The organism is Neorhizobium sp. LjRoot104 (genome assembly GCF_964253725.1).
GTDB lineage: Bacteria > Pseudomonadota > Alphaproteobacteria > Rhizobiales > Rhizobiaceae > Neorhizobium.
Genome location: NZ_CAXURS020000002.1, coordinates 176,666 through 196,191 on the forward strand (window position 1 = coordinate 176,666; position 19,526 = coordinate 196,191).

Below are 19,526 nucleotides of genomic sequence, written 5' to 3' on the forward strand. Positions count from 1 at the left end.
CGGCAGAAAACGCTATGTTGCGTTTTATTGAAACCTGAAAAAGCCATGGGGGATGTTGGCGATGTCGATGATCAGCGAATTCCGTTCCTTTATTGCCAAGGGCAATGTCATCGACCTCGCGGTCGGTATCATCATCGGCGCCGCTTTCACGGGCATCGTAAAATCGTTGGTCGATGACATCGTGATGCCGATCGTCGGCGCGATCACCGGCGGCGGCTTCGATTTCTCGAATTACTTCCTGCCGCTGTCGAGCGCGGTCACGGCGCCGTCGCTCGCCGCTGCCCGCGAACAGGGCGCGGTCTTTGCATACGGCAATTTCATCACCGTCCTCATCAACTTCGTGATTCTCGCCTTCATCATCTTCCTGATGGTGAAGGCCGTGAACAAGATGCGCCTCGCCGATGAAAAGAAGTCGGCTGAAGAAGCGCCGGCCCCGCCGCCAGCCGACATTCAGCTGCTGAGCGAAATCCGCGACATCCTGAAGGCGAAGTGATCTTTTGATCACATTGCCACGATTCATCATCGGAATCGATCTCCGCGTCACGGATTATCATGGGATCTCGCGGCTTTCCTGCGCTAAAGAAGTGGGAAACAAGCCAAGGGAATCCCATGTCGATCATCTCCAGTCTCAGCCCCCGCGCCGTTGCGGCGCCCGAAAGCGGCATTGTCGAGGTCCTCAACTACGCCCGCGGGCGGGAGGGACTGATCCCGCTCTGGGCCGGTGAAGGCGATCTGCCGAGCCCGGATTTCATCAACCGGGCCGCCACCGAAGCGCTGTTGGGCGGCGAAACCTTCTACACATGGCAGCGCGGCATTCCCGAACTGCGTCAGGCGCTTTCGGACTACTACGCGCGGCATTTTTCCGTTTCCTTGCCGGTCGAGCACTTTTATGTCACCGGTTCGGGCATGCATGCGATCATGCTGGCGGTGCAAGCCGTGACCTCGCCCGGCGACGAGTTGATCTATCTCTCGCCGACCTGGCCGAACATCATTTCGGCGATCGAGATTTCCGGCGCCCATTCCGTCGGCCTGCCGCTCGATTTCGTCGGTGGCCGCTGGTCGCTCGATCTCGCCAAGCTGGAGGCCAGGATCACGCCGAAGACGAAGGGCCTGTTCATCAACACCCCGGCCAACCCGACCGGCTGGACCGCGACCCTCGAAGATCTGGAGAACATCCTGGCGCTTGCCCGTAAGCACGGCATCTGGATCATCGCCGACGAGATCTATGCCCGTTATTATTACGGCGGCACTGCCCGCGCTCCGTCCTTCCTCGACATCATGGAGGAGGGCGACCGGATCATCTTCGCCAATTCCTTCTCCAAGAACTGGTCGATGACCGGCTGGCGGGTCGGCTGGATCGTCGCTCCGCCGGAAATGGGACAGGTCATCGAAAACCTGGTCCAGTATTCGAATTCCGGCGTCGCCCAGTTCCTGCAGCGCGGTGCGGTCGTGGCGCTCAACCAGGGGGACGATTTCGTGAACGCGAATATCGCCAGGGCGACCCAGGCGCGAGACATCCTCTGCGACGCGCTGATTGCCACCAACCGGGTCGAAACCCTCAAGCCCGATGGTGCGCTCTACGCCTTCGTCAAGGTCGATGGCATCACCGACAGCCGCAGCGCGGCGCTCGATATCGTCGACAAGATTGGCGTGGCGCTGGCGCCCGGCTCGGCTTTCGGCAAGGGCGGCGAGCTTTTCCTGCGCGCCTGCTTCCTGCGCGATCCGAAGCAGATCGAAGAGGCAGCCGGCCGCCTTTCCGACTACATCAAGCGCCTTTGAGCCGTTCCGGCACACAAACGATAAAATTCGAGCGATCTGCTCAAGAGCATGTTTGCCTTGGGTCCAGATAAACCCGGCGCGACCGGCGTCGGGTAAGCATTGCTGAAGAATGCCCATGTTTTTCTCCTGCCAACGATAAGAAAGCAGGGAAGTATAGACATGGCAGTTATGGTGACAGGCGGCGCGGGTTACATCGGCAGTCACATGGCCTGGGCTTTGCTCGACGCGGGCGAGGAAGTTGTCGTTCTCGACAGGCTCTCGACCGGTTTTCGCTGGGCCGTGCCGGCCGAGGCGCGTTTCTATCTCGGCGATGTCGGCGACCGGACCATTCTTGCGCAGGTCTTCGCGGAAAATAACATCGATGCGATCCTGCATTTCGCGGGCTCGATCGTGGTGCCGCAATCGGTCGCCAACCCGCTCGATTATTACGAAAACAACACCGGCAATACGAGGTTGCTTGCCGCAGCCGCGATCGCTGCCGGCATTCGCCATTTTGTCTTCTCTTCGACGGCTGCCGTCTATGGAGACCAGAAAGACGACACTCCCGTCTTCGAGAACGCCGACCTGCATCCGAAGAACCCCTATGGTCAATCGAAGCTGATGTCGGAGATGATGCTGCGCGATGCCGCAGCGGCCCATGATTTCCGTTTCGTCGCGCTGCGTTATTTCAACGTCGCCGGCGCCGATCCGCTCGGCCGCACGGGACTGTCGACCGAAGGTGCCACCCATCTCATCAAGATCGCCTGCGAGGCCGAACTCGGCAAACGCCGTGGGGTCGATGTCTATGGAACCGATTATTCGACACCGGACGGCACCGGCATCCGCGACTATATCCATGTCACGGACCTGGTGGAGGCGCATCTGAAGGCCCTGAGCTACCTGCGTCGCGGCGGCGAGCCCTTGGTCGCCAATTGCGGCTACGGCCGCGGTTATTCGGTCCTTGAGGTTCTGGACGCGGTGATGCGGGTCGGCGGTCGCAAGTTCGAAATCCGCTATGGTCCGCGGCGGCCGGGCGATGCTGCAAGCGTGGTCGCCAATTCGACGCTCGCGCGCCGGCTGCTTGACTGGAACCCGCGCCACGACGATCTCGATCTCATCGTCGAGACCGCGATTTCCTGGGAGAAGGGTCTGGCTTCCCGCAAGGCCGAAGACCTCAAGTCGCTGCAGAGCAGGCTGGCCTCGGCACGCTTCTAAAGTCCCGATCGACACGGGAATTCATGGAACATCCTCGGCTCTTCCGGGTTTGACCTTCGACGGGCTAACCCAATTCGCCGGTTGTGCCGGTGGTCTAACGGAGGAAATTCCATGACTTTCAAGCTTATTACCGTATCGATGCTTTCCCTCGGCCTGGCGGCCGGCGGCGCGCTCGCCCAGGCCAGCGTCCAGGGGAATGCAGGTGCCGGCGGGACCTCGGCGAGCGATAGCAGCGGCAGCCAGAAGATCGATCCCAGCGCCACCAACAGCACGAGCGGCGGCGCCATGGGCAATGCGGCGGGCACGAAGGACACGCGCACCAACTGCGCACCGAACCTTCAGACCAGCGGTTCTGCCACTACGCCTGACCCGACCGGCACCGCATCGGTTCCCTCGGGCCAGGCCGGCACGAACACCAACGGCCAGGCTACGAACTGCTGATACAGAATGTCTTTTCCCGAAGAAGGCCGCCCCGCAACGGAGCGGCCTTTTTTAGTAGGAGTCGATTCCGTCGCATGGCGTCTTTAAGGATTTGTCGATAAGGGAAGGCTTCCCGATATCGGCACCCCATCATGCGACACGCTCTGCTATCTATCTTCCTCCTACTGCTGCCTCCAACGGTCGATGCTCAAAATCTGCCCCAGAAGCAGTCCCCAGGGCCATCCGTGATACAAGGCGCCATTCCCGCTCCCAAGCTGGTTGAGCCGCATCTGCATGTCAGCCGTTCCGGCAATGCCAGCCGCCCCCGGGTGGCGCTGACCTTCGATGCCTGCATGGGCAAGGCGGACGAGCGCATATTATCGACGCTGGTTCGGGAACGCATTCCCGCGACCATTTTCGTCACCGCCCGCTGGCTGAGAAACAACCCGCAGTCGGTGGCAATCTTTCTGAACAACCTCGATCTGTTCGAATTGCAGAACCACGGCCAGAACCATGTGCCGGCGGTCGATAAGCCGGTCCTGATCTACGGCATCGCCGCTGCCGGGTCACCGGAAGCCGTTCGCCAGGAAGTGTCAGGTGGCGCCGATGCCATGCTTGCGGCAGGTTTGGCCGCGCCGCGCTGGTTCCGCGGCTCGACCGCCAAATATGATCCGTCCGCCATCCGCCAGATTCGGGATATGGGGTATCGGGTCGCCGGTTATTCGCTGAATGGCGACGGTGGCTCCCTGCTCGGTGCTGACGTCGCTGAAAAACGCATCGCCGCCGCTAAGGACGGCGATGTCGTCCTCGCGCATATCAACCAGCCGACCCATGCGGCCGGCGAGGGCGTGGCCCGCGCGCTCACTGCCCTGAAACGACGCGGCGTCGAATTCGTGCGCCTTTCGGACGTCGACGGCATGGGCGACGACGACACGACCCAGTGAGCGTGGCAGGCGGTCCGGCTGGTAATTTTTGATGCAGCTCGGGGAGAGACGGGTTCCGTCTCTCCCCGAGCTGTTGCCGAGGCTGTTGGGGATTTAGCGGACGACCTGGACGACTGTGCGGGTCTGTGGATCGACGATCACACGCTGTTCGTTCACCACCGCATAGGCGTATTTCGGGCTGTCCGGAACCGGGGTCAGCACGACGGTCTCCGGGATGGGCTTGCCGACGACGATCTTCTCCTTGACGACGACGGGCGATGCCGGGGCAGGGGCCTTTTCAACATAGGTAACGACGCGTTCTGGCGGCGGGTCGATTGCGGTCCCGGCAACCGCGCCGGCCACGCCGCCAACCGCTGCACCGACCGGGCCTCCGATGATCGCACCGGTGACGGCTCCGCCGGCTGCACCATTGACGGTACCCTGCTGGGCCGAGGCGACGGGGGCGAGGACGCCCAGCATTGTGGCGGAAAGAACGAGGATCTTGGTCTTCATGATGGATCTCCTTCTGGGTTTTATGGGGCGGTTGGTTGGTTGGCACCGCACCCGTGAAATGCGATCGAGGCCGTCTATCGTGTGACGGGCGCCGGCACCTCGATCTTTGGCAGGGTCAATTTGATGCCGATGTCACGGTTTCCGAGGTAACCCCCTTCGAAGAGGAAGAGCCCGCCTGTGATGGCGGCGATCAGGAGGATGACGGCGACGGCCCAGCCGCCGCTGCCGCCCGTATGGATCCCTGTCGGTTCTCGGTCACCCATGGTTTCCCTCCTGCGTTCAGCACTCAGCCGACCAGGATGTAGACGATCTTGTGGCTCGAAGGCTCGACGATGATGATCCGACCGTCGGCAAGCACGAAATATTCGTAGCCGCGATAGGCCGGCACGATCTCGACGATGCGCGGGGGCAACGGATGCAATTCCACCGTCGTCGGAATGGCGACCCCGACATTGACCTCGACATCGACATCGACCGGCTCGACCTTGTTCTGAACCAGGATCTTGCGCACTTCCGTCCTCTGTTCGGACGAAATATTGATGCTGCCGGTGGTTTCGTTGGAGGGTTTATCGGTGGTGGCGGCCTGGTTTGAACCGGGCTGTTGTGTGTCGTTGTTCTGGCGGGCGGTATCATCGGTTGCCGGTTTGCGGGCGTCGGTTCCCGAGCCCGAACCGGAATTTGCGGTGGTGGAACTGTCGCTCTGGCCGGTCGTTTTCTGCTGCGCCGTGTTGTCGTTGGCGCGCGGTTGGGTGGCCTGTGCTTTCGACGGATTGGCGGACTTTTCCTGAGCTGCGCTATCGCCCTTCGGCATCTGGCGCTGCTGGTCGCCGGACTGGGCCTGGGCGTTGGTGTTACCGCCGGTCGAACCCTGTGGCTGCTGTGTCGCGGCGCCCATATCCTGCTGAGGCTGAGCCTTCATGGCGCCGGATGAATCATCCGAACCCGGCACGACTTTGCGTGGCAGGATCGGAGCGCCCGATTTGCCATCCTCTCCGGCTGCCGGTGCCTGACTTTGCGCGATCCCCGGCGCAACCGAAAGCGTTGATCCGGCCAGGAGCGCAATCGCGAGCGCGTGTTTCATTGATGGTCTCATGATGTTTCCTCCATTTTCTGGTTCGCCTGCGAACCGCGGGCGGGTAGCATTCACCGCTCGAACTCCGGCCGCGACGGCCCGTTCCGGGCTTCGGGCTTCAGTCGGGCGGGGCAGGGACTTCGGCCTGATGATTTTTGGGCCTTTGGTCCGACCTGGCGAGGTAAAGGTCCAAAGGAGGATGAAATAGCGGAACTGTGCTGATAAGGTGTCGTTGATCCTGAAGGTTTTCAGGAGGTTCCGTCATGGACAACAGCGTTTTCCAGGCCAGATGGCTTTTGCTTCCCGTCGCGGGGCTTTTTGTGTTCATCGCCACTTTGGGAGCGCTCTCTGTCTGAGGGAATCGGTTCCTGCGCGATCATCGGTCCTTGTTCAGCGCAGAGCCTTGTCGGCTGGCTGCCGATATCGCGGTCCGCGGGCTCTTTGACCGGCAAGAGGGCCACGGAACCATCAGGGCGGATGCCGGGTTTAGCCCTGCAAAACAGTTTCAGAAATGCCTCACGCAGGAGACGGCCACCCAGGAGCCAAAGATGCCGACGCGTAGAATGCTGTTCTTGAGCGGAGCGCTCACCGCAATTGTTGCAACTGTGCTGCCATTGAAGGTTGTCGCCGGTGCGGATGGCTTGCTCGGGGTCGCGCTGTCGAGCGTTGCGGCCCAGGAGGGCAATGGCAATGGCGGGGGCGCGGGCGAAAGCAACGGTGGAAACGGCAACGGCGGCTCCGGCGGGAACAGCAACGGTAGTGATAATGCCGGCGGATCCGGTAATGACGGAAATGGTTCGGGTAACGGCAATAGCGGCAACGGAAACGGCGGCGGAACCGATACCGGCTCCGGTGGAGGTACCGGTGGCTCTGGAACCGGTACGGGCGCGGGGTCGGCCCCGGGAGGCGGAGCCGCAAATCCTGGCGGGGCGGCGCCCGCGCAACCTGCAACCCCGGCAACTCCATCGAAAGCCGGGGTCGAGGTCGACGTTCGTGGAACCTCGATTACCGTGCGCCATCACAACGGCACGACGGAGCGGATTTCCCAAGGGCGTTACGAAATGCGGGATTCCCGGTCCCGCACGATCGTCAACCGAACCGCGACACCCTCGGATACCTCAAGGTTGCGGTCGTTCGGTCGCTGAGCGTTGATCGGTTGCATCGCGCAGAGCGAGTGCTGCCTCCGTCCGGTTGGTCACCTTCAGCTTCGACAGGATGCGTGTCATGTGATGTTTGACGGTCTTCTCATGAAGATCGAGTTCCCGCGCCACCCGCTTGTTGCTCAGTCCGGAGGCCACCAGCCTGAGGACCTCCTGTTCGCGGTCGGTCAGTTCGGACAAAAGATCGGGCTTTGGCGGGGAGGCCGACAGGCCGGCGATCAGCCGCGCCGAAAGGGCAGGCGAAACATAGCTCTCCCCGGACGCCACGGTTCTGACTACATCTGCCAGGCCGCGCGAGCCGACGCCCTTGAGAACATAACCTTTTGCGCCGAGCTTCAGCGCGGTCGCGATGTCTTCGCTCGTCTCGGAAACGGTGAGCATGACGATCTTGAGATCCGGGCAATGATCGAGCGCTTCGGCAATTGCCTCGAGCCCGTTGCCGGGCATGGAAATATCCATCAGCATCACGTCCGGGCACAATTCCCGCACTATGCGCAGCGCGTCGTCCCGGGAACCCCCTTCGCCGACCATCTCGAAATCCTCGATTTCCCCGAAGCTGCGCGTCACCCCTTCGCGAAACAACGGGTGATCATCGACGACCGCAATCTTTATTCCTGTCATCAGGCCTGCTCCATTTCATGCACGTTCAGCGACATTCTGACCTTGGTTCCATCCTTCGATGTGGTGAGCGCGAATGTGCCGCCGAGGCTTTCGATCCGCTCCCTGAGCCCTGCGAGCCCGAGACCTTCGGGGCGTATGCGTTGAGGATCGAACCCCGGCCCCCGGTCGGCAACTTCGATGACGACGTTGCCGTTGTCGAAACTCTGGCGAACGCTCTGGTCTATGCCTCTGCCATGGCGGAAGCCGTTGTTGAGCGCTTCCTGCACGAACCGGTAGATGCAGATCTTGGCCGAGGGCGACAGCTGCCGCGACCCGCTCGACACCGCCAGCGCGACATCGACGCCAGTGCGCTGTCGGTGCGCGTTGACGGCGCGGTGGAGCACGTCCGGCAGCTCGGCGGCTTCGATCTGCGGTAGAACCAGCCCGGTGCAGATGCTGCGGATCTCGTCCATCGCCTCATCGAGGCGGGCCTTGATCGTGGTGACCTCCGCTTCGCGAGCGGTCGGCGGTGTTGCCGGATCGGTCAGGAGCCGGCTGTCGATCCGCAATGCCGCATAGGCCACAAGCTGCGCCGGCCCGTCATGCAGGTCGGCGCCGAGCCGGCGCAGGTAGCTCTCGTTAAGGGCGGTGGCGCGCCGCGAGGCCCGCTGGGCCCGGGCGTGAAGGGCCTTGTTTTGCGAAAGCAGCTCGGAGAGTTCCGCCACCCGCTGCGTCAGCGCCTGCCGCTGATGGTCGATCGTGCGGCTGCCGCGGAAAACGATCGCCGAGAGGATCAGGAAGAAGGCGAGCGTGACGCCGGCGACCGCCGCCCAGCTTCGAAGCTGCGCTTGATAAAGGCTGCGCTCGAAATCACCTGCGACCTCGTAGAATTCCGAGACCGCGACGACCTCTCCCGACCAGGGCTGCAGGATGGGATTGTAGATTTCGAGAAGTGGTATGCCGGTCGCGCGCTCGACCTTGCTTTCCGGGTCTTCGGCCAGACCGAAGCGCGCCACCATCTGCCCCGAAAACGCGGTCCGCAGGCTCTCGCTCGGGCCGAATTCCTTTCCCACCATGCTTTTGTCAGTCGCATAGAGGATCGTGCCGTCCCTGCGCCAGAGCCTGAAGGATATGACCTTACCGCCGAGGGCCCCTTGGCCGAAGGTCTCGTCGAGCGCGCGGGTCGTGACGTCGTCGAGCGTCTGGTTGGTCTTCATGTCCGGAAGTAGCGGGGCGATGATGCTGTCGACATAAAGGGCGGTGGAAGCGGCCGAATTGCGGGTGACTGCCGCTTCGATGAGGCTGGTCACGAAAGCGCCGACCAGAAGCATGGCCGCGAAGGCAATCAAACCGCCCGTCAGCAGGAATTGCCGGGCGAGGGACTGGTCGTTCCAGCGATCAAGAATTGCGCCGAGCCGCATCAGCATGCCATGTTGTCGACCCGCACCATGCGAGCCAATGGCGCCCAACGCAGAAAGGGGCTAATCCGTTGCATTGGGGGTGTATTATCAGAGAGAGGAGACAAGTACCGCGCGGCAGTATCTATATGGATGTCTTAAAAGTGCTGGCGTCAATTCTCACGTTTGAGACCCTTTAGCAGGACTCCGCGCAAGTTTTATATCCCGGTACTTCCAACGATTTTGAATGCATGCAATGGGGCAGATCGGTTGACCAGTGGCGGATGGTGGCCGTGCCGCCTGAACTTGACAATTATTTACCTCTCCCGCCAATGGAACCGATTCAGAATCGGCCCCGGGGGTGAGGGATGACCTATCGCAGGATTAGGCAACCGCCATTTAGGATTTGTGGAGACCGAGACCCTAGGTTCGCTCAGTTCACTCGCTGCTAAAAATCCCGTCAAAGTCGACCTTAGGAAAAACATCCAAATAATGGTTTTCGTCGGCGTTAGCATTGTATATGTTTCCTTGGAACGCATTCAAATATTTATACTTCCTGAATATTTCCGCATGTCGACGCATTTGAAATTCAGCGTCCACAAAATCAAGGTTTGCTTGGTCGGGCCGCATAGCGTGTTGTTTCGTATGGTCGAAAAAATACACCAACTTGCCGTTGAACCAGTCATGATCGAAGCCAATTAAATATATTTCGCTAAACCCCATATAAACCGCAAGCGTGACAGCGGCCTCGGAGACCGACCAGATTTTAGGGATATATGCGAGATTGATCGGGAAGTCGAAGCTACCATCCCACGAGCCGTATTCAACCCAATGGACCACCTGCCCGCGAAAAAGGCCATTTTGCTCAACCATGTTCCGGTCGCCGATGTGAAGGACCATTTCTGCGTCGAAAGTTTTCTGCTCCATGTCATGCAGCCACGCGACGAATTTTTCCGTCGGGTATATTTTGCCGTGACTCGACACTAGGGGCGGCAAGACGTGGTAGCGAGGTCGGAACGTTCGGAACAGGGGGTGAACGAACGTGTTGCTCACGCTGATGACGGTTTCCCCCTCCAGCTTGCTCAGATCCTGACGGGAAATCGATGATCCTGCTCCAAGGAGAAAGCAGCGCTGGCCCGAATGGCGATCCTGGAGCTCCTGCGTTGCAAGAAGCAGCTTACGCTCTTCGTCTGTTTTTTTAAGCCAATCCTTTCGTTGGCGAGCACGCGTCCTCAAGGCCGCTCTTCCCGAACGGTGGAGGAGTTTAAAAATGCTCTTCATGCCTGCTTGCCCTCAAACAAAGGATGGCTATTGCCGTCTGCCGTCATTCGGAATTGCGCGGCTCTGCGCCGAAGTTCCTCCTCCGGCCAATCCCACCACTTTAGCTGTAAAAAGCGCTCAATTACTACTGGCGGAAACCGATAGCGAATAAGCTTCGCAGGTACCCCCCCAACAATCGCGTATGAAGCAACGTTTTGAGTAACTACCGCGCCCGCCGCGATAATTGCTCCGTCACCGACGGTTACACCATCCAAGATAAGAACGTTCGCGCCAATCCAGACATCGTTTCCAATGTCCACTGGTCCGACATTTTCTTCGAAATGATCACTGTCAACGAAGCTCACACCGGCTTGCTTGCTCGTCGAATAGAAAACCGGGTGGGTCGTCGCCCAATCGACCGGGTGTCGACCGAAGCCTCCTATTTTTACACCTGGGCCGATAGAGCAGAACTGCCCAATCGTCGCATTCGTGACGGAGGCCCCGGTGATATACGTAAAGCGCCCGAGTTTTGTCCTTGCTAGGACCGCGTTCTTATGTAGGACGTTATGCTCAGAGAATACTGTATATCTATCGAAGCGGCTTTGCTTCGAGATTGACACTCCTTTGTGGGCTCGCAGAACTGACTTACGTTGTTTGCGTCGTGACCACCATTTTCGCAGTGACATAACATTCCTTTTTAGGATGGCTGCGTCGAGGAAATCTATATTCCAGTGTACCCTTGACACAGCTATCGAGCACACCACTACATGGCGACGAAGTGGCGTGCCAAGAAGAATAAGAACCCGCCGTAAAACGGTGGGTTTCGATCTTCGACGGTTGAATATCCGGCGGAGGATCGATTTCGAGGCCGCCAATCTTGCAGCTTTTTCGGATTCGTTCTTGTCCGCCTCACCCCAAAGCCACCTGCTTACGCAAGAAGGGCAGGAACAATGATCTGCTTCGAAAGTCAAGTAGCCGGCGAGGGCGCGCCGGAATTGCTCGACGTTCTGCTTTTAGCTCAGTAATAGGTTCGGGGTTTGGTTGTCCGGGATGCCTGCGGATGCTTAGCGGCGGCTCCAATGCGAAGGGCCTTTCGCGGGCACAACGTGTGCCGCAAGGGTATTTCTGAACGGCAACAAAGGAGCTCACGAAGATGAACCGTCTTGTCTGTCTATGCACTCAGTGAGACACTTAACTTCTTGCCCCAGCCCGAAATCAGACACGCCCCCAGACCTCCGCTTCGGTATGGCAGACGACTAAATCCGATCACCTGCCTTGCAGCGGGGCGCCCAAGAGAGGCAGAAGCGGATTGGCGGCGAGGGCATCCTGAAAATAAGCGGCTGCACGAGCTGTACCTTGCTGAAAGCGCAAAGGATCGGTTGCCACCCTTGAGATAGCTTCAGCGAATTCCCGGTCCGTAGTCGCTGGCACGCCATTTCCGTGGGCGAGAAGCGCCATCATCGACATTCCTTGAGTGTGGATGACCGGCTTATACCCGGCGACTGCATCTTGAACGACACCGGATCCCTGCAGGCAATAGATCGTCCTTTCGTAAGGCAGGAGAACCGCATCTACTGAATGAAAAAGCTTTTGGAATTGCTCCGGGGAAAGGCGGTTGTCTTGAGGAGAAACTGTCACATTCTGTCCGCCATCGAGAAAGCCCCGCAAGTCTCCGTAGATGCCTCCTTCACGAAAATCCGTCGCCGAACCTTGGATGACGAAATCAATCAGGGGCGTGCTTCCAGTCTCCGCCAACTCGGCAACTGCCGCAACGATATACTTAAGCCGTTGACTGCCTTTTTCAGGTCTCGGCTCACCGAAAACCCCTATTCGGAATCTACCCTTCCGATCGATCGCGGCGTCAGGGACTTCTCTGGCAGGTACACTGCAAGGCAGGTAAAACCCTCCTCCCACGGGCATTTCAAAGTGGTCGCGGAAATAGTCTGCGAGTTCCTCTGTCTCGGTAAACAAGAGAACATTCGCCGGCAATCTCCTAAGAATCGCCCTCAGCCGCTTAGCACGGATCCTTTCATCTCGGTCCCCCAATTCCGAATTAAGAAAACGAAGGCACACTCTGGGTGCCTTGTCCGCCAATATAGTCGCCAGTTCAACCGCTGACTCAAAGCTATCAAGATCTGCTGTTGGCACGATGATAAGATCAGCCGCGCCCAATTGCAGCTGCCGGCATATCGTGGCCAGCGACGCTCCGAAGGCAGAACTAGGCAACCTGACCGAATGAGCGAGCTTAAGGCCACCGAACAGCGCGCCCAATCTCTGAGGTGCAGTCCCATGTTGCAATCGGGATCGCAACCTAGCCAATTTAATCGACGTCGCGCTAAGTTTTCCAACCGCCGCCCCGAGAAACCCATCATATGATTCTCCGGCCACAACGTTCGCATCAAACTCCGGGAGCAACATCTTCAACGCAGAAATCTGGGTATGATGATGCCCACGATTGTTTTCAAGCTTTCGCTCCACAATCAGAAGCTTCCTGCGATCTGTCGCGTCGGTCACCACCGGTACCCTCGGGCAAACCTGTTTCCAGGATACCGGCGCAAGAAATGGAGGCTATGTCTGTGGCGCCAGGATCGGCAGCGGTTCCTGCTTCTCGCTGGTGAGGCAGCAAAAGTGTTTGCCTGTAACAAAATTACCCCAACTCTGATATATTGGCAGTTCATCATGAGTGACGATATCAAGCCCCTTGGGGCTAATTCAGATGCTCGTGGCTTTTCGCAGGCAGACCCAAGGACCGACGGGGCTTAAGACCTTGCCGAGGGTCGGACTAACCTTTCTACCCGAGCTACCGATGCCGTGCCGATAACGGACGGCTGTGCGCCCGCTAGCCTTGATCCGTTACCGCCCCTGGCGGAACACCCCACTACTATACGCGCGGGCACCCAGGCGCCTTGGAGATGATCACCGAATCGACACGCCCCCGGGCACCGCCCCGCTTGCCGTACCCGCCAATATAATAGTAGCTTCGGTTCTCAGCGTTGATGAACGGGTCATTCAGGTGCCGTGAGGCAGCGGACAACGCCGCCCGTGGGCTGCAACCTGGCCGGTCGCGGCGATCATCGCGGCGATAGTGTCGGCGGTCATAGTCATCGCGGCGGTAGTATCGGCGGTCATAGTCATCGGGGCGTTCGACCCTAACGCCCCGTTCTCCGAACTCAAATTCGAATCCTTGGGCTGTGGCAGGTGCAGATGGAACGCCGAAGCTTGTCAACAACGCCAATATGGTCGCCAGCAAGCCACTTTTTGTCGTTTTCATTTGTTTCTCTCCTAGCAACGGTAATCAGCCAAAATAGCTGAGCTAAAATGAACGGCAGCCTAACAAGTTCCGTGCCTGGGTTGGCTCGTTACTTTTCCGGATTGGGACTGGGTGGCAGATTAGCATGCTTCCGCCGGCATCGAAGTGTCGGATCTCCGCCTTTGATGATGCTGTCGAACGAAGTCCGGCGGTCGGTTCCAAGCATTCCTCAGACCTATAACCTGTCGCTTAAGTCTAAATAAACGACTATCCGTCGTCGGATGCGCGGTTCCGCCACAATTTTTCACGCAGACGATAATAGAGCGGCAATCGATCGACGCTTGTCATGCTTCATGACTGAAGCCATTTCACAACCTCGAATACCTCAGCGTATTGCACCCCGATGCGTTGGCCGGCATTTTCCGCCTCATTTCGGAAGAAGCTCACCCACTTGCGACCCGTACGCTCCATTTCAGACTCATGCGCGAGAATGGCGCCTTCTTTTTGCTCCCAATGAGGTGTGATATCCACGTAAAAATTGCCTCGGAAATCGACCGTCGAATGATACCAGTTGCTGCGATACATGAGGAGCCGGGGAACGTGGCGGCAACTGTGGAGCGAAGCGCGCGACAAAGCCTGGTGGTCGTGATGAATGTCACCACTCCAGTGGGTGTAAACCAGGTCGATCTTCAAATCCTGGACAAGTTTGAGAATCTCGATGTTGAGCTCATCGACAAACTCGATTTCCAGCGTCTTGAAGTCGCCGCAGTACATCTTTTCGACGCCGAGAATCTCCATTGCCGCATCGGCTTCCGCACGAGCGACCTGGCTGCTGCGTACCGACTGATCGTACTGATTGGAAAATCCGGATACGGTGGCCACGTAGACGTAGACAGTGTCGCCCTGTGCCGTATGCCGAGCCAGAGCCCCGCCGCAACCTAATTCAACATCGTCGAAATGGGCACCAATCGCCAGAACATTCATTTGCAGCTCCTTAGGACTTCGCGGGATTCTGCAATACCACAATTCAACAGGAGGTCCAGAATGCTGAGAAACGGTATGAAGTCGCCGAATGGTTGTCGATAGACGGGGTGAGTGAACTTTTGCCAGACTAGTTCTATACCAGCAGCTTCGAACAGGTCAGGTCGCATGTAGTCTCTCGCGCCAATCCCCGATAAATAGCGGTTTGCGCCCACCTCGTGCAGAAGATTGATCAGTAATTCGTTCTTGCTCCCATCCACCGCGAGCGAACTGGAGCGGACCATTGGGATTTGAATGTCGAGCATTCCCATGATCCCTTTGAGAAAATTGAGGTTAAAATCGACGAGGAGGTCGAAACGCTCAGAATAGAGTTTTTCGACGATGGGAAATACCTCGTTCCACCCTGGGCATTTTCGATAGTTTTCCCTCAGCAGCGCCAGATTCTTCTCCGCCCAATCAAAACCAGGGAGAAGTTCCACTTGATTGATCAGGGTGCCAAACTTAGGTTTGTGAATTCCGATCGTCAGCCAACGCTCTCCCTCATTTGTCTTGATTTTGTCACGATGCGTCCAGCTCTTGCTGGTGCCGTGAACAAACTGGACGTGGTCGAGCACAACATAGAGATCGGCATGCTGAAATCGTTGGAAGAATCCAAGATATGGCGCAAAGTCCGGCTGATGGATGACGGCCGTTGGCATCAGGCCTCTAACCCCCTGATTAGGCTGCCAACTCGGCGCACGCCTTCCAAATCCACGGCGTCGAGTGCAGCCTGACTCATTGTTCCTATAGGCAACCCCTCGAAAGCAGGGCCGAGATCAAAAGTGCTGTGGTGGCCTGCAAATCTTGCGCAGCCTAGCTTTTCCAACGCTCTTCCGACCGGAATCTCAAAATCCTCATTGGCAATCACAATGCAGGGAAGGCCGCCCGCGCAGGCCTCGAATGGCGTCACGCCCCCGCCCGTTATAGCGATGTCATGGCTCGCCATTTCCTGCGCAAGGGAGGCAACAGCACCTCGATGAGTTAAGGAACCTTCGGTGTTACCCTTGAGGATGGTGTCGAGTTCATCTTTATGTTGAAACGCCGGACCGGTGACAATCGTAGCATGCATCGCATTGTCGCGAAGCCATTGAGCCACCTTTATCGTAACGCCATAAGTGTCAGCGCCGCCCATGGTTACCAATATCGAGGTCAAGCTGCCGCGGTGCCGCCTATATAATTCGATCTCGGGATTGAGGATCATAAACTCAACACCACTCCGGACATCCTTACCCTTGAGCCCGGCAATATCCTCAAATACCAATGCTGATATATTCAGATCGGCAAATGCCGCGCCGTCCCCCCTATCGTCAAACGTTACGAGCTTGAGACCTGCCGCTACTACAGCCTTGGCATGTGCAACCGGCGTGTTCAAGCGGTCATTGACCCAGATCGTAGCAGAACCAAGGGAGCGAATAAGTTCGAGTTCCCAGCTTCCGGCTTCGGCGTATAAATCATACCCATAAACAGCGAAGCCGCGCGCTTTAACGATATCGTGTGAGGCTTCGTGGCGGTTTAAAGCGAAACACACACTCCTACCTCTGCCTGCCAACTCATCAGCTAAGGTTAGGGACCGATAGAGATGGCCTAAGCCCCGCGTATGGGAACTCTCTATGCAGAATACGAACATAAACGGATCGCTTCTTCAGTGCCTAGCCATTTCTGGGAGGATTTTTTCACGAGGTTGTCGGCACGTTCCCAGTCAGCATAGGTGTCCACGGTGAGGCGAAGGGCAGGCGCTCTCTTCGCCACCGGTATCGGCAGTTCTGCTATTCTGAAATATTTCGGATGGTCGGTGAAATATTCGTTCACATGCTCTCGGTGGTGGGGCATGTGCCCTTGGCGATGGCTCCGTTCAAGAGCCGCGAAAGTGAAGATTTCTGCCCCGACGCCTATCGGAAGCTGGCCGAACGCGTGGGTGTAATCATAGGCTCCATCAAGGTGGAAGTCGATTAAACGATCTAGTTCCTCAATATCCGTAAACGGGTTGTCGGCTGTCAGGCGGATAACATTGTCGAAACCGAAAGCTATTGCGCATCGATAGTACCGATCGAGAACATCGAGTTCATCCCCCCGAAAAACCGCCACCTCGTGGCTTACACACCAAGCTTCAATGGAGTCATTTTCGGAGGCTGTTGAGGTCGCAACAACGCTCTTCGCCTCGTTTCGCATCGTCGCCAGCCGTCCGATAACGTGAGACAGCAGGGGTTTCCCTCCGATGTCGGTTAAGACCTTTCCAGGTAGCCGCGTTGACCCCATTCGCGCTTGAATGATCACTCCCAATTTCAAGCAAGATTACTCCACTGCAATACCGCATCGGCCTTAAGGTCGACAGCAACCCGCCGGCCGATCACTTCTTCAAAGTGTTTCGGATAAATGCCGGTGCCTGGACGCTTGACCGCAATGTCCGCTTCCGAGATCACATCGCCAGCCTTCAAATCGCGTTCCAACACGATACTCTTCCTGTTGTTGATACGGGTCACTCGCTCGCTTGCGGCGGGTTCTTTGACACCTGATCCTCGCATGACTTCAAAGGCGCGAATGGCATCTACCAACCACTTCATTTCCTCTGGATCCGCCGAGAGCATATGGTCAGGACCGTCTGCGTTCTTATCGTAGGTGAAATGGCGCTCGATGGCTCGAGCACCCATGGCAACGGCACAGAGACAGGCAACGGGCGTCAGAGTGTGGTCGGAGTAGCCGACATCCAAGCCGGGAAATTCCCGCATCAGCGACTGCATAGCGCCGAGGTTGACGTTCTCGGGATGGGTTGGATAGCTCGTAATAGCGTGTAGCAGGATAATCCGGCTATCGCTTTGGGCTTTGATGGCGGCAACCGAATCACGAACCTCGTCCAAGGTGCACATACCGGTCGATAGAATGATCGGCTTACCGGTATTGGCAAGGTAGCGGAGGAGCGGAAGGTTCACGGCATCGTCGGAACCCACCTTGTGCGCGCCGACGCCGCATCTCTCTAGCAGATCGACGTCAGACTGATGAGAGGGAGAGGAGAACCAATCAAGCCCCTGTGCTTCCGCATATCTGAACACCTCTTCATGAAGGCTTTCATCGACCTCGTAGCGCTGGAACAACTCGAACTGGGACGTGACCCCCGTGTTTTCCATGTCAAACATAGCCCCGCGCGTTGATAGCGTTCGAGCCCGATAGGTCTGGAGCTTAACTGCATCAACCCCCGTGGCCTTGGCCTCATCGATCAGACGCACAGCCTGCTCGGCGGTTGTAAAATTACCCCCGATTTCAGCAATGATATACGTTCGATCGGTGCGATAGTTGCGGAACATCGGCTACTCCCTGTATTTCACGACCTTTGCGGGAACACCTACAGCGATCGCATAGTCAGGAATTTCCCCTCTTACGACCGCGTTCGCCCCGATGACGGCTCCTTTGCCAACGCGACTGTTCATCAGTATCTTGGCTCCCGCGCCGATCCACGCATCGTCTCCTATGACGACTTGGCCAATCTCCGCCTGCTGTTCGCGAATGAGGCGGTTGCGCGCAATCCCATGGCTGTGATCGATTATTTGCACGTCTGATCCGATGAGAACGTTTCGGCCAATCTCTATGCGGTTCTTTGCGGTTATAATATTACGGCGGCCAATAACAGAATTGCTCCCAATGACAACGTGGGGATGTGGCATTGTTAATTGGAAGAAGCAATAGTCTTGAATTGTGACCCCGTCGCCGACTTCAAGGACCGCATGGTCCACGAGACGGAACTCGGCGCTCGGCTTGCACACGAAGTCAGTGCCGCACTTCGAAAGATAGCGTTTCTCTTTGTAGAATGAGACTATCCTTTGAAAGAGACCGCCCCTGTTTCGATACGAGGCGCGATCCACCATTGTCAAAACCTCACATCCCGATTTCTTGACTGCGATTTACGTAGTTGTGAACAACTACCTTCCGTCCGCCAATCTCGGCAGATTCATCACTGGTCAGGCGCGGAAGATAACAACGCCTGCAGACTTCGCTCTTCAAAAAGCCCTGAGGTTCTTTGTGGAGCGCTCGGACTGCGTTCATCTTTTCGCTGTGCCAGATTTCATGCACCGTCTGGTCTTTTGCGTTGCCAATCACCTCGCGGTTTTCCTCGTCATTCGAGCACTTCATGACGAGCCCATCGGCACCAATGACGAGGCGCTGATACTGCTGGGGGCAGGTAAAATTGTCCAGGTACGCGACGTCGGTATCGTTTCCGAGATAGTCAATCAACGGGTTGAAGGCAACAAGATCCACGTAGGGCGCAAACGTTTCGTAATAGAGATCGGGATTTTCCCTGATAGCAGGCCATATGCCCTGTACCTTGATCACAGGCCGGTTGAGACCGCGCTCCTCCTTATAGGCCTTGATGCCCTTGACCTTCTCAAGCAGATCGTTGAACTTGATCGGCTTACGGATGTTTTCGTAGGTCTGCCCGGTCCCATCGATGGAGATTGTGATCCAGTCGATACCGGCATCGACGATCTGCTCGAAGTATTTACGGTTGAGCTTGAAGCCGTGGGTAAGGGTCGAAACTTCTTTGATCCCGTGGTCCTTGGCATAGCGGACACAGTCTGCAAACCGCTGATGAAGGGTCGCTTCGCCACGCAACGACAAGCGAATTGCTGGAACCTTGCCGCCGATTTCATCGATGATACGGCGATATAGATCCCAATCCATTCGCGTCGTGTTGACACTTTTCTTGAATTCGTCGCTGATGGTGTAGCACATTGGGCAACGGAGGTTGCAGATTGATGCAAGCTCCAAGTCAACCAGAAGAGGATATTCGGAAACCTCCTGGTTCTTGGCATACTCCGCCCATCTTTTGCGATAGAGCGCGTATTCAGTTTCCCAACCTTCGCCTCGATACTTCTCGAACGCGGCTTCGCGCTCGTCGGTATCCATGGAATAGTTGCCTTTATTGATCGGGACGTTGCGCTCCGTCAA

The 19,526-nt window shown here is 57.5% G+C and carries 21 protein-coding genes and 1 pseudogene; 6 read left to right on the forward strand and 16 right to left on the reverse strand.

The genetic code is table 11. The annotated features are described in order from the left end of the window. Positions 1–67: 67 nt before the first annotated feature. From mscL to ACSQ8R_RS22880, 5 genes are all read left to right on the forward strand, one after another. On the forward strand, positions 68–493 hold the full coding sequence (gene mscL, locus ACSQ8R_RS22860) for a large conductance mechanosensitive channel protein MscL (protein WP_436257251.1): 426 nt from the start codon (positions 68–70) through the stop codon (positions 491–493). Positions 494–609: 116 nt separating this feature from the next. Continuing rightward, positions 610–1,779 carry a pyridoxal phosphate-dependent aminotransferase gene (locus ACSQ8R_RS22865; RefSeq protein ID WP_436255685.1) on the forward strand — a complete coding sequence of 390 codons (1,170 nt, stop codon included), beginning with the start codon at positions 610–612 and terminating at the stop codon, positions 1,777–1,779. A 159-nt stretch (positions 1,780–1,938) separates the two neighbouring features. After that, a complete protein-coding gene (gene galE / locus ACSQ8R_RS22870; RefSeq protein ID WP_436255686.1) occupies positions 1,939–2,973 on the forward strand; it encodes a UDP-glucose 4-epimerase GalE in 1,035 nt (344 codons plus the stop codon). Between the two features lie 111 nt (positions 2,974–3,084). Beyond that, positions 3,085–3,414, forward strand: a complete 330-nt coding sequence (locus ACSQ8R_RS22875) for a hypothetical protein (RefSeq protein ID WP_436255687.1) — start codon at positions 3,085–3,087, stop codon at positions 3,412–3,414. 131 nt (positions 3,415–3,545) lie between these two features. Beyond that, complete coding sequence (locus ACSQ8R_RS22880; protein WP_436255688.1) at positions 3,546–4,337, forward strand: polysaccharide deacetylase family protein; 792 nt, start codon at positions 3,546–3,548, stop codon at positions 4,335–4,337. 93 nt (positions 4,338–4,430) lie between these two features. Here the strand turns inward: ACSQ8R_RS22880 and ACSQ8R_RS22885 are convergent, their stop codons facing one another. From ACSQ8R_RS22885 to ACSQ8R_RS22895, 3 genes are all read right to left on the reverse strand, one after another. Then, positions 4,431–4,829, reverse strand: coding sequence for a DUF1236 domain-containing protein (locus tag ACSQ8R_RS22885; protein WP_436255689.1), 399 nt, complete (start codon positions 4,827–4,829; stop codon positions 4,431–4,433). 74 nt (positions 4,830–4,903) lie between these two features. Then, complete coding sequence (locus tag ACSQ8R_RS22890) at positions 4,904–5,092, reverse strand: hypothetical protein (protein ID WP_436255690.1); 189 nt, start codon at positions 5,090–5,092, stop codon at positions 4,904–4,906. Positions 5,093–5,115: 23 nt separating this feature from the next. Further along, positions 5,116–5,922, reverse strand: coding sequence for a DUF1236 domain-containing protein (locus tag ACSQ8R_RS22895; protein ID WP_436255691.1), 807 nt, complete (start codon positions 5,920–5,922; stop codon positions 5,116–5,118). 527 nt (positions 5,923–6,449) lie between these two features. Here ACSQ8R_RS22895 and ACSQ8R_RS22900 point away from each other — a divergent pair. Continuing rightward, positions 6,450–7,046: a hypothetical protein gene (locus tag ACSQ8R_RS22900; RefSeq protein WP_436255692.1), complete on the forward strand. Its 597-nt coding sequence runs from the start codon at positions 6,450–6,452 to the stop codon at positions 7,044–7,046. Here the strand turns inward: ACSQ8R_RS22900 and ACSQ8R_RS22905 are convergent. The 13 genes and pseudogenes from ACSQ8R_RS22905 to ACSQ8R_RS22965 form a co-directional block, all read right to left on the reverse strand. Next, a complete protein-coding gene (locus ACSQ8R_RS22905; RefSeq protein ID WP_436257252.1) occupies positions 7,020–7,685 on the reverse strand; it encodes a response regulator in 666 nt (221 codons plus the stop codon). The genes ACSQ8R_RS22900 and ACSQ8R_RS22905 overlap by 27 nt on opposite strands. Continuing rightward, complete coding sequence (locus tag ACSQ8R_RS22910) at positions 7,682–9,088, reverse strand: sensor histidine kinase (protein WP_436255693.1); 1,407 nt, start codon at positions 9,086–9,088, stop codon at positions 7,682–7,684. The genes ACSQ8R_RS22905 and ACSQ8R_RS22910 overlap by 4 nt, the downstream gene beginning before the upstream one ends. A 408-nt stretch (positions 9,089–9,496) precedes the next feature. Further along, positions 9,497–10,339 (reverse strand): hypothetical protein, encoded by an 843-nt coding sequence (locus ACSQ8R_RS22915; RefSeq protein WP_436255694.1) that lies wholly within the window; start codon positions 10,337–10,339, stop codon positions 9,497–9,499. An 89-nt stretch (positions 10,340–10,428) separates the two neighbouring features. After that, positions 10,429–10,638, reverse strand: a pseudogene (locus tag ACSQ8R_RS22920) (CatB-related O-acetyltransferase); the annotation flags it as partial. Positions 10,639–11,584: 946 nt separating this feature from the next. Next, a complete protein-coding gene (locus tag ACSQ8R_RS22925) occupies positions 11,585–12,832 on the reverse strand; it encodes a hypothetical protein (protein ID WP_436255695.1) in 1,248 nt (415 codons plus the stop codon). Positions 12,833–13,199: 367 nt separating this feature from the next. Beyond that, positions 13,200–13,589 carry a hypothetical protein gene (locus tag ACSQ8R_RS22930; protein ID WP_436255696.1) on the reverse strand — a complete coding sequence of 130 codons (390 nt, stop codon included), beginning with the start codon at positions 13,587–13,589 and terminating at the stop codon, positions 13,200–13,202. Positions 13,590–13,919: 330 nt separating this feature from the next. Next, a complete protein-coding gene (locus ACSQ8R_RS22935; RefSeq protein ID WP_255737722.1) occupies positions 13,920–14,552 on the reverse strand; it encodes a PIG-L deacetylase family protein in 633 nt (210 codons plus the stop codon). Next, positions 14,549–15,250, reverse strand: a complete 702-nt coding sequence (locus ACSQ8R_RS22940; RefSeq protein WP_436257253.1) for a WbqC family protein — start codon at positions 15,248–15,250, stop codon at positions 14,549–14,551. The genes ACSQ8R_RS22935 and ACSQ8R_RS22940 overlap by 4 nt, the downstream gene beginning before the upstream one ends. Further along, entirely contained in the window at positions 15,247–16,116 is an 870-nt protein-coding gene (locus ACSQ8R_RS22945; RefSeq protein ID WP_436255697.1) for a PseG/SpsG family protein, read from the reverse strand. Before ACSQ8R_RS22945 ends, ACSQ8R_RS22940 begins: the two co-directional genes overlap by 4 nt. Positions 16,117–16,196: 80 nt before the next feature. After that, positions 16,197–16,874, reverse strand: coding sequence for a cytidylyltransferase domain-containing protein (locus tag ACSQ8R_RS22950; RefSeq protein ID WP_436255698.1), 678 nt, complete (start codon positions 16,872–16,874; stop codon positions 16,197–16,199). After that, positions 16,871–17,887: an N-acetylneuraminate synthase family protein gene (locus ACSQ8R_RS22955; protein ID WP_436255699.1), complete on the reverse strand. Its 1,017-nt coding sequence runs from the start codon at positions 17,885–17,887 to the stop codon at positions 16,871–16,873. The genes ACSQ8R_RS22950 and ACSQ8R_RS22955 overlap by 4 nt, the downstream gene beginning before the upstream one ends. A gap of 3 nt (positions 17,888–17,890) precedes the next feature. Beyond that, positions 17,891–18,445, reverse strand: a complete 555-nt coding sequence (locus tag ACSQ8R_RS22960) for an acyltransferase (protein ID WP_436255700.1) — start codon at positions 18,443–18,445, stop codon at positions 17,891–17,893. 10 nt (positions 18,446–18,455) lie between these two features. Continuing rightward, complete coding sequence (locus ACSQ8R_RS22965) at positions 18,456–19,526, reverse strand: radical SAM/SPASM domain-containing protein (protein WP_046607353.1); 1,071 nt, start codon at positions 19,524–19,526, stop codon at positions 18,456–18,458.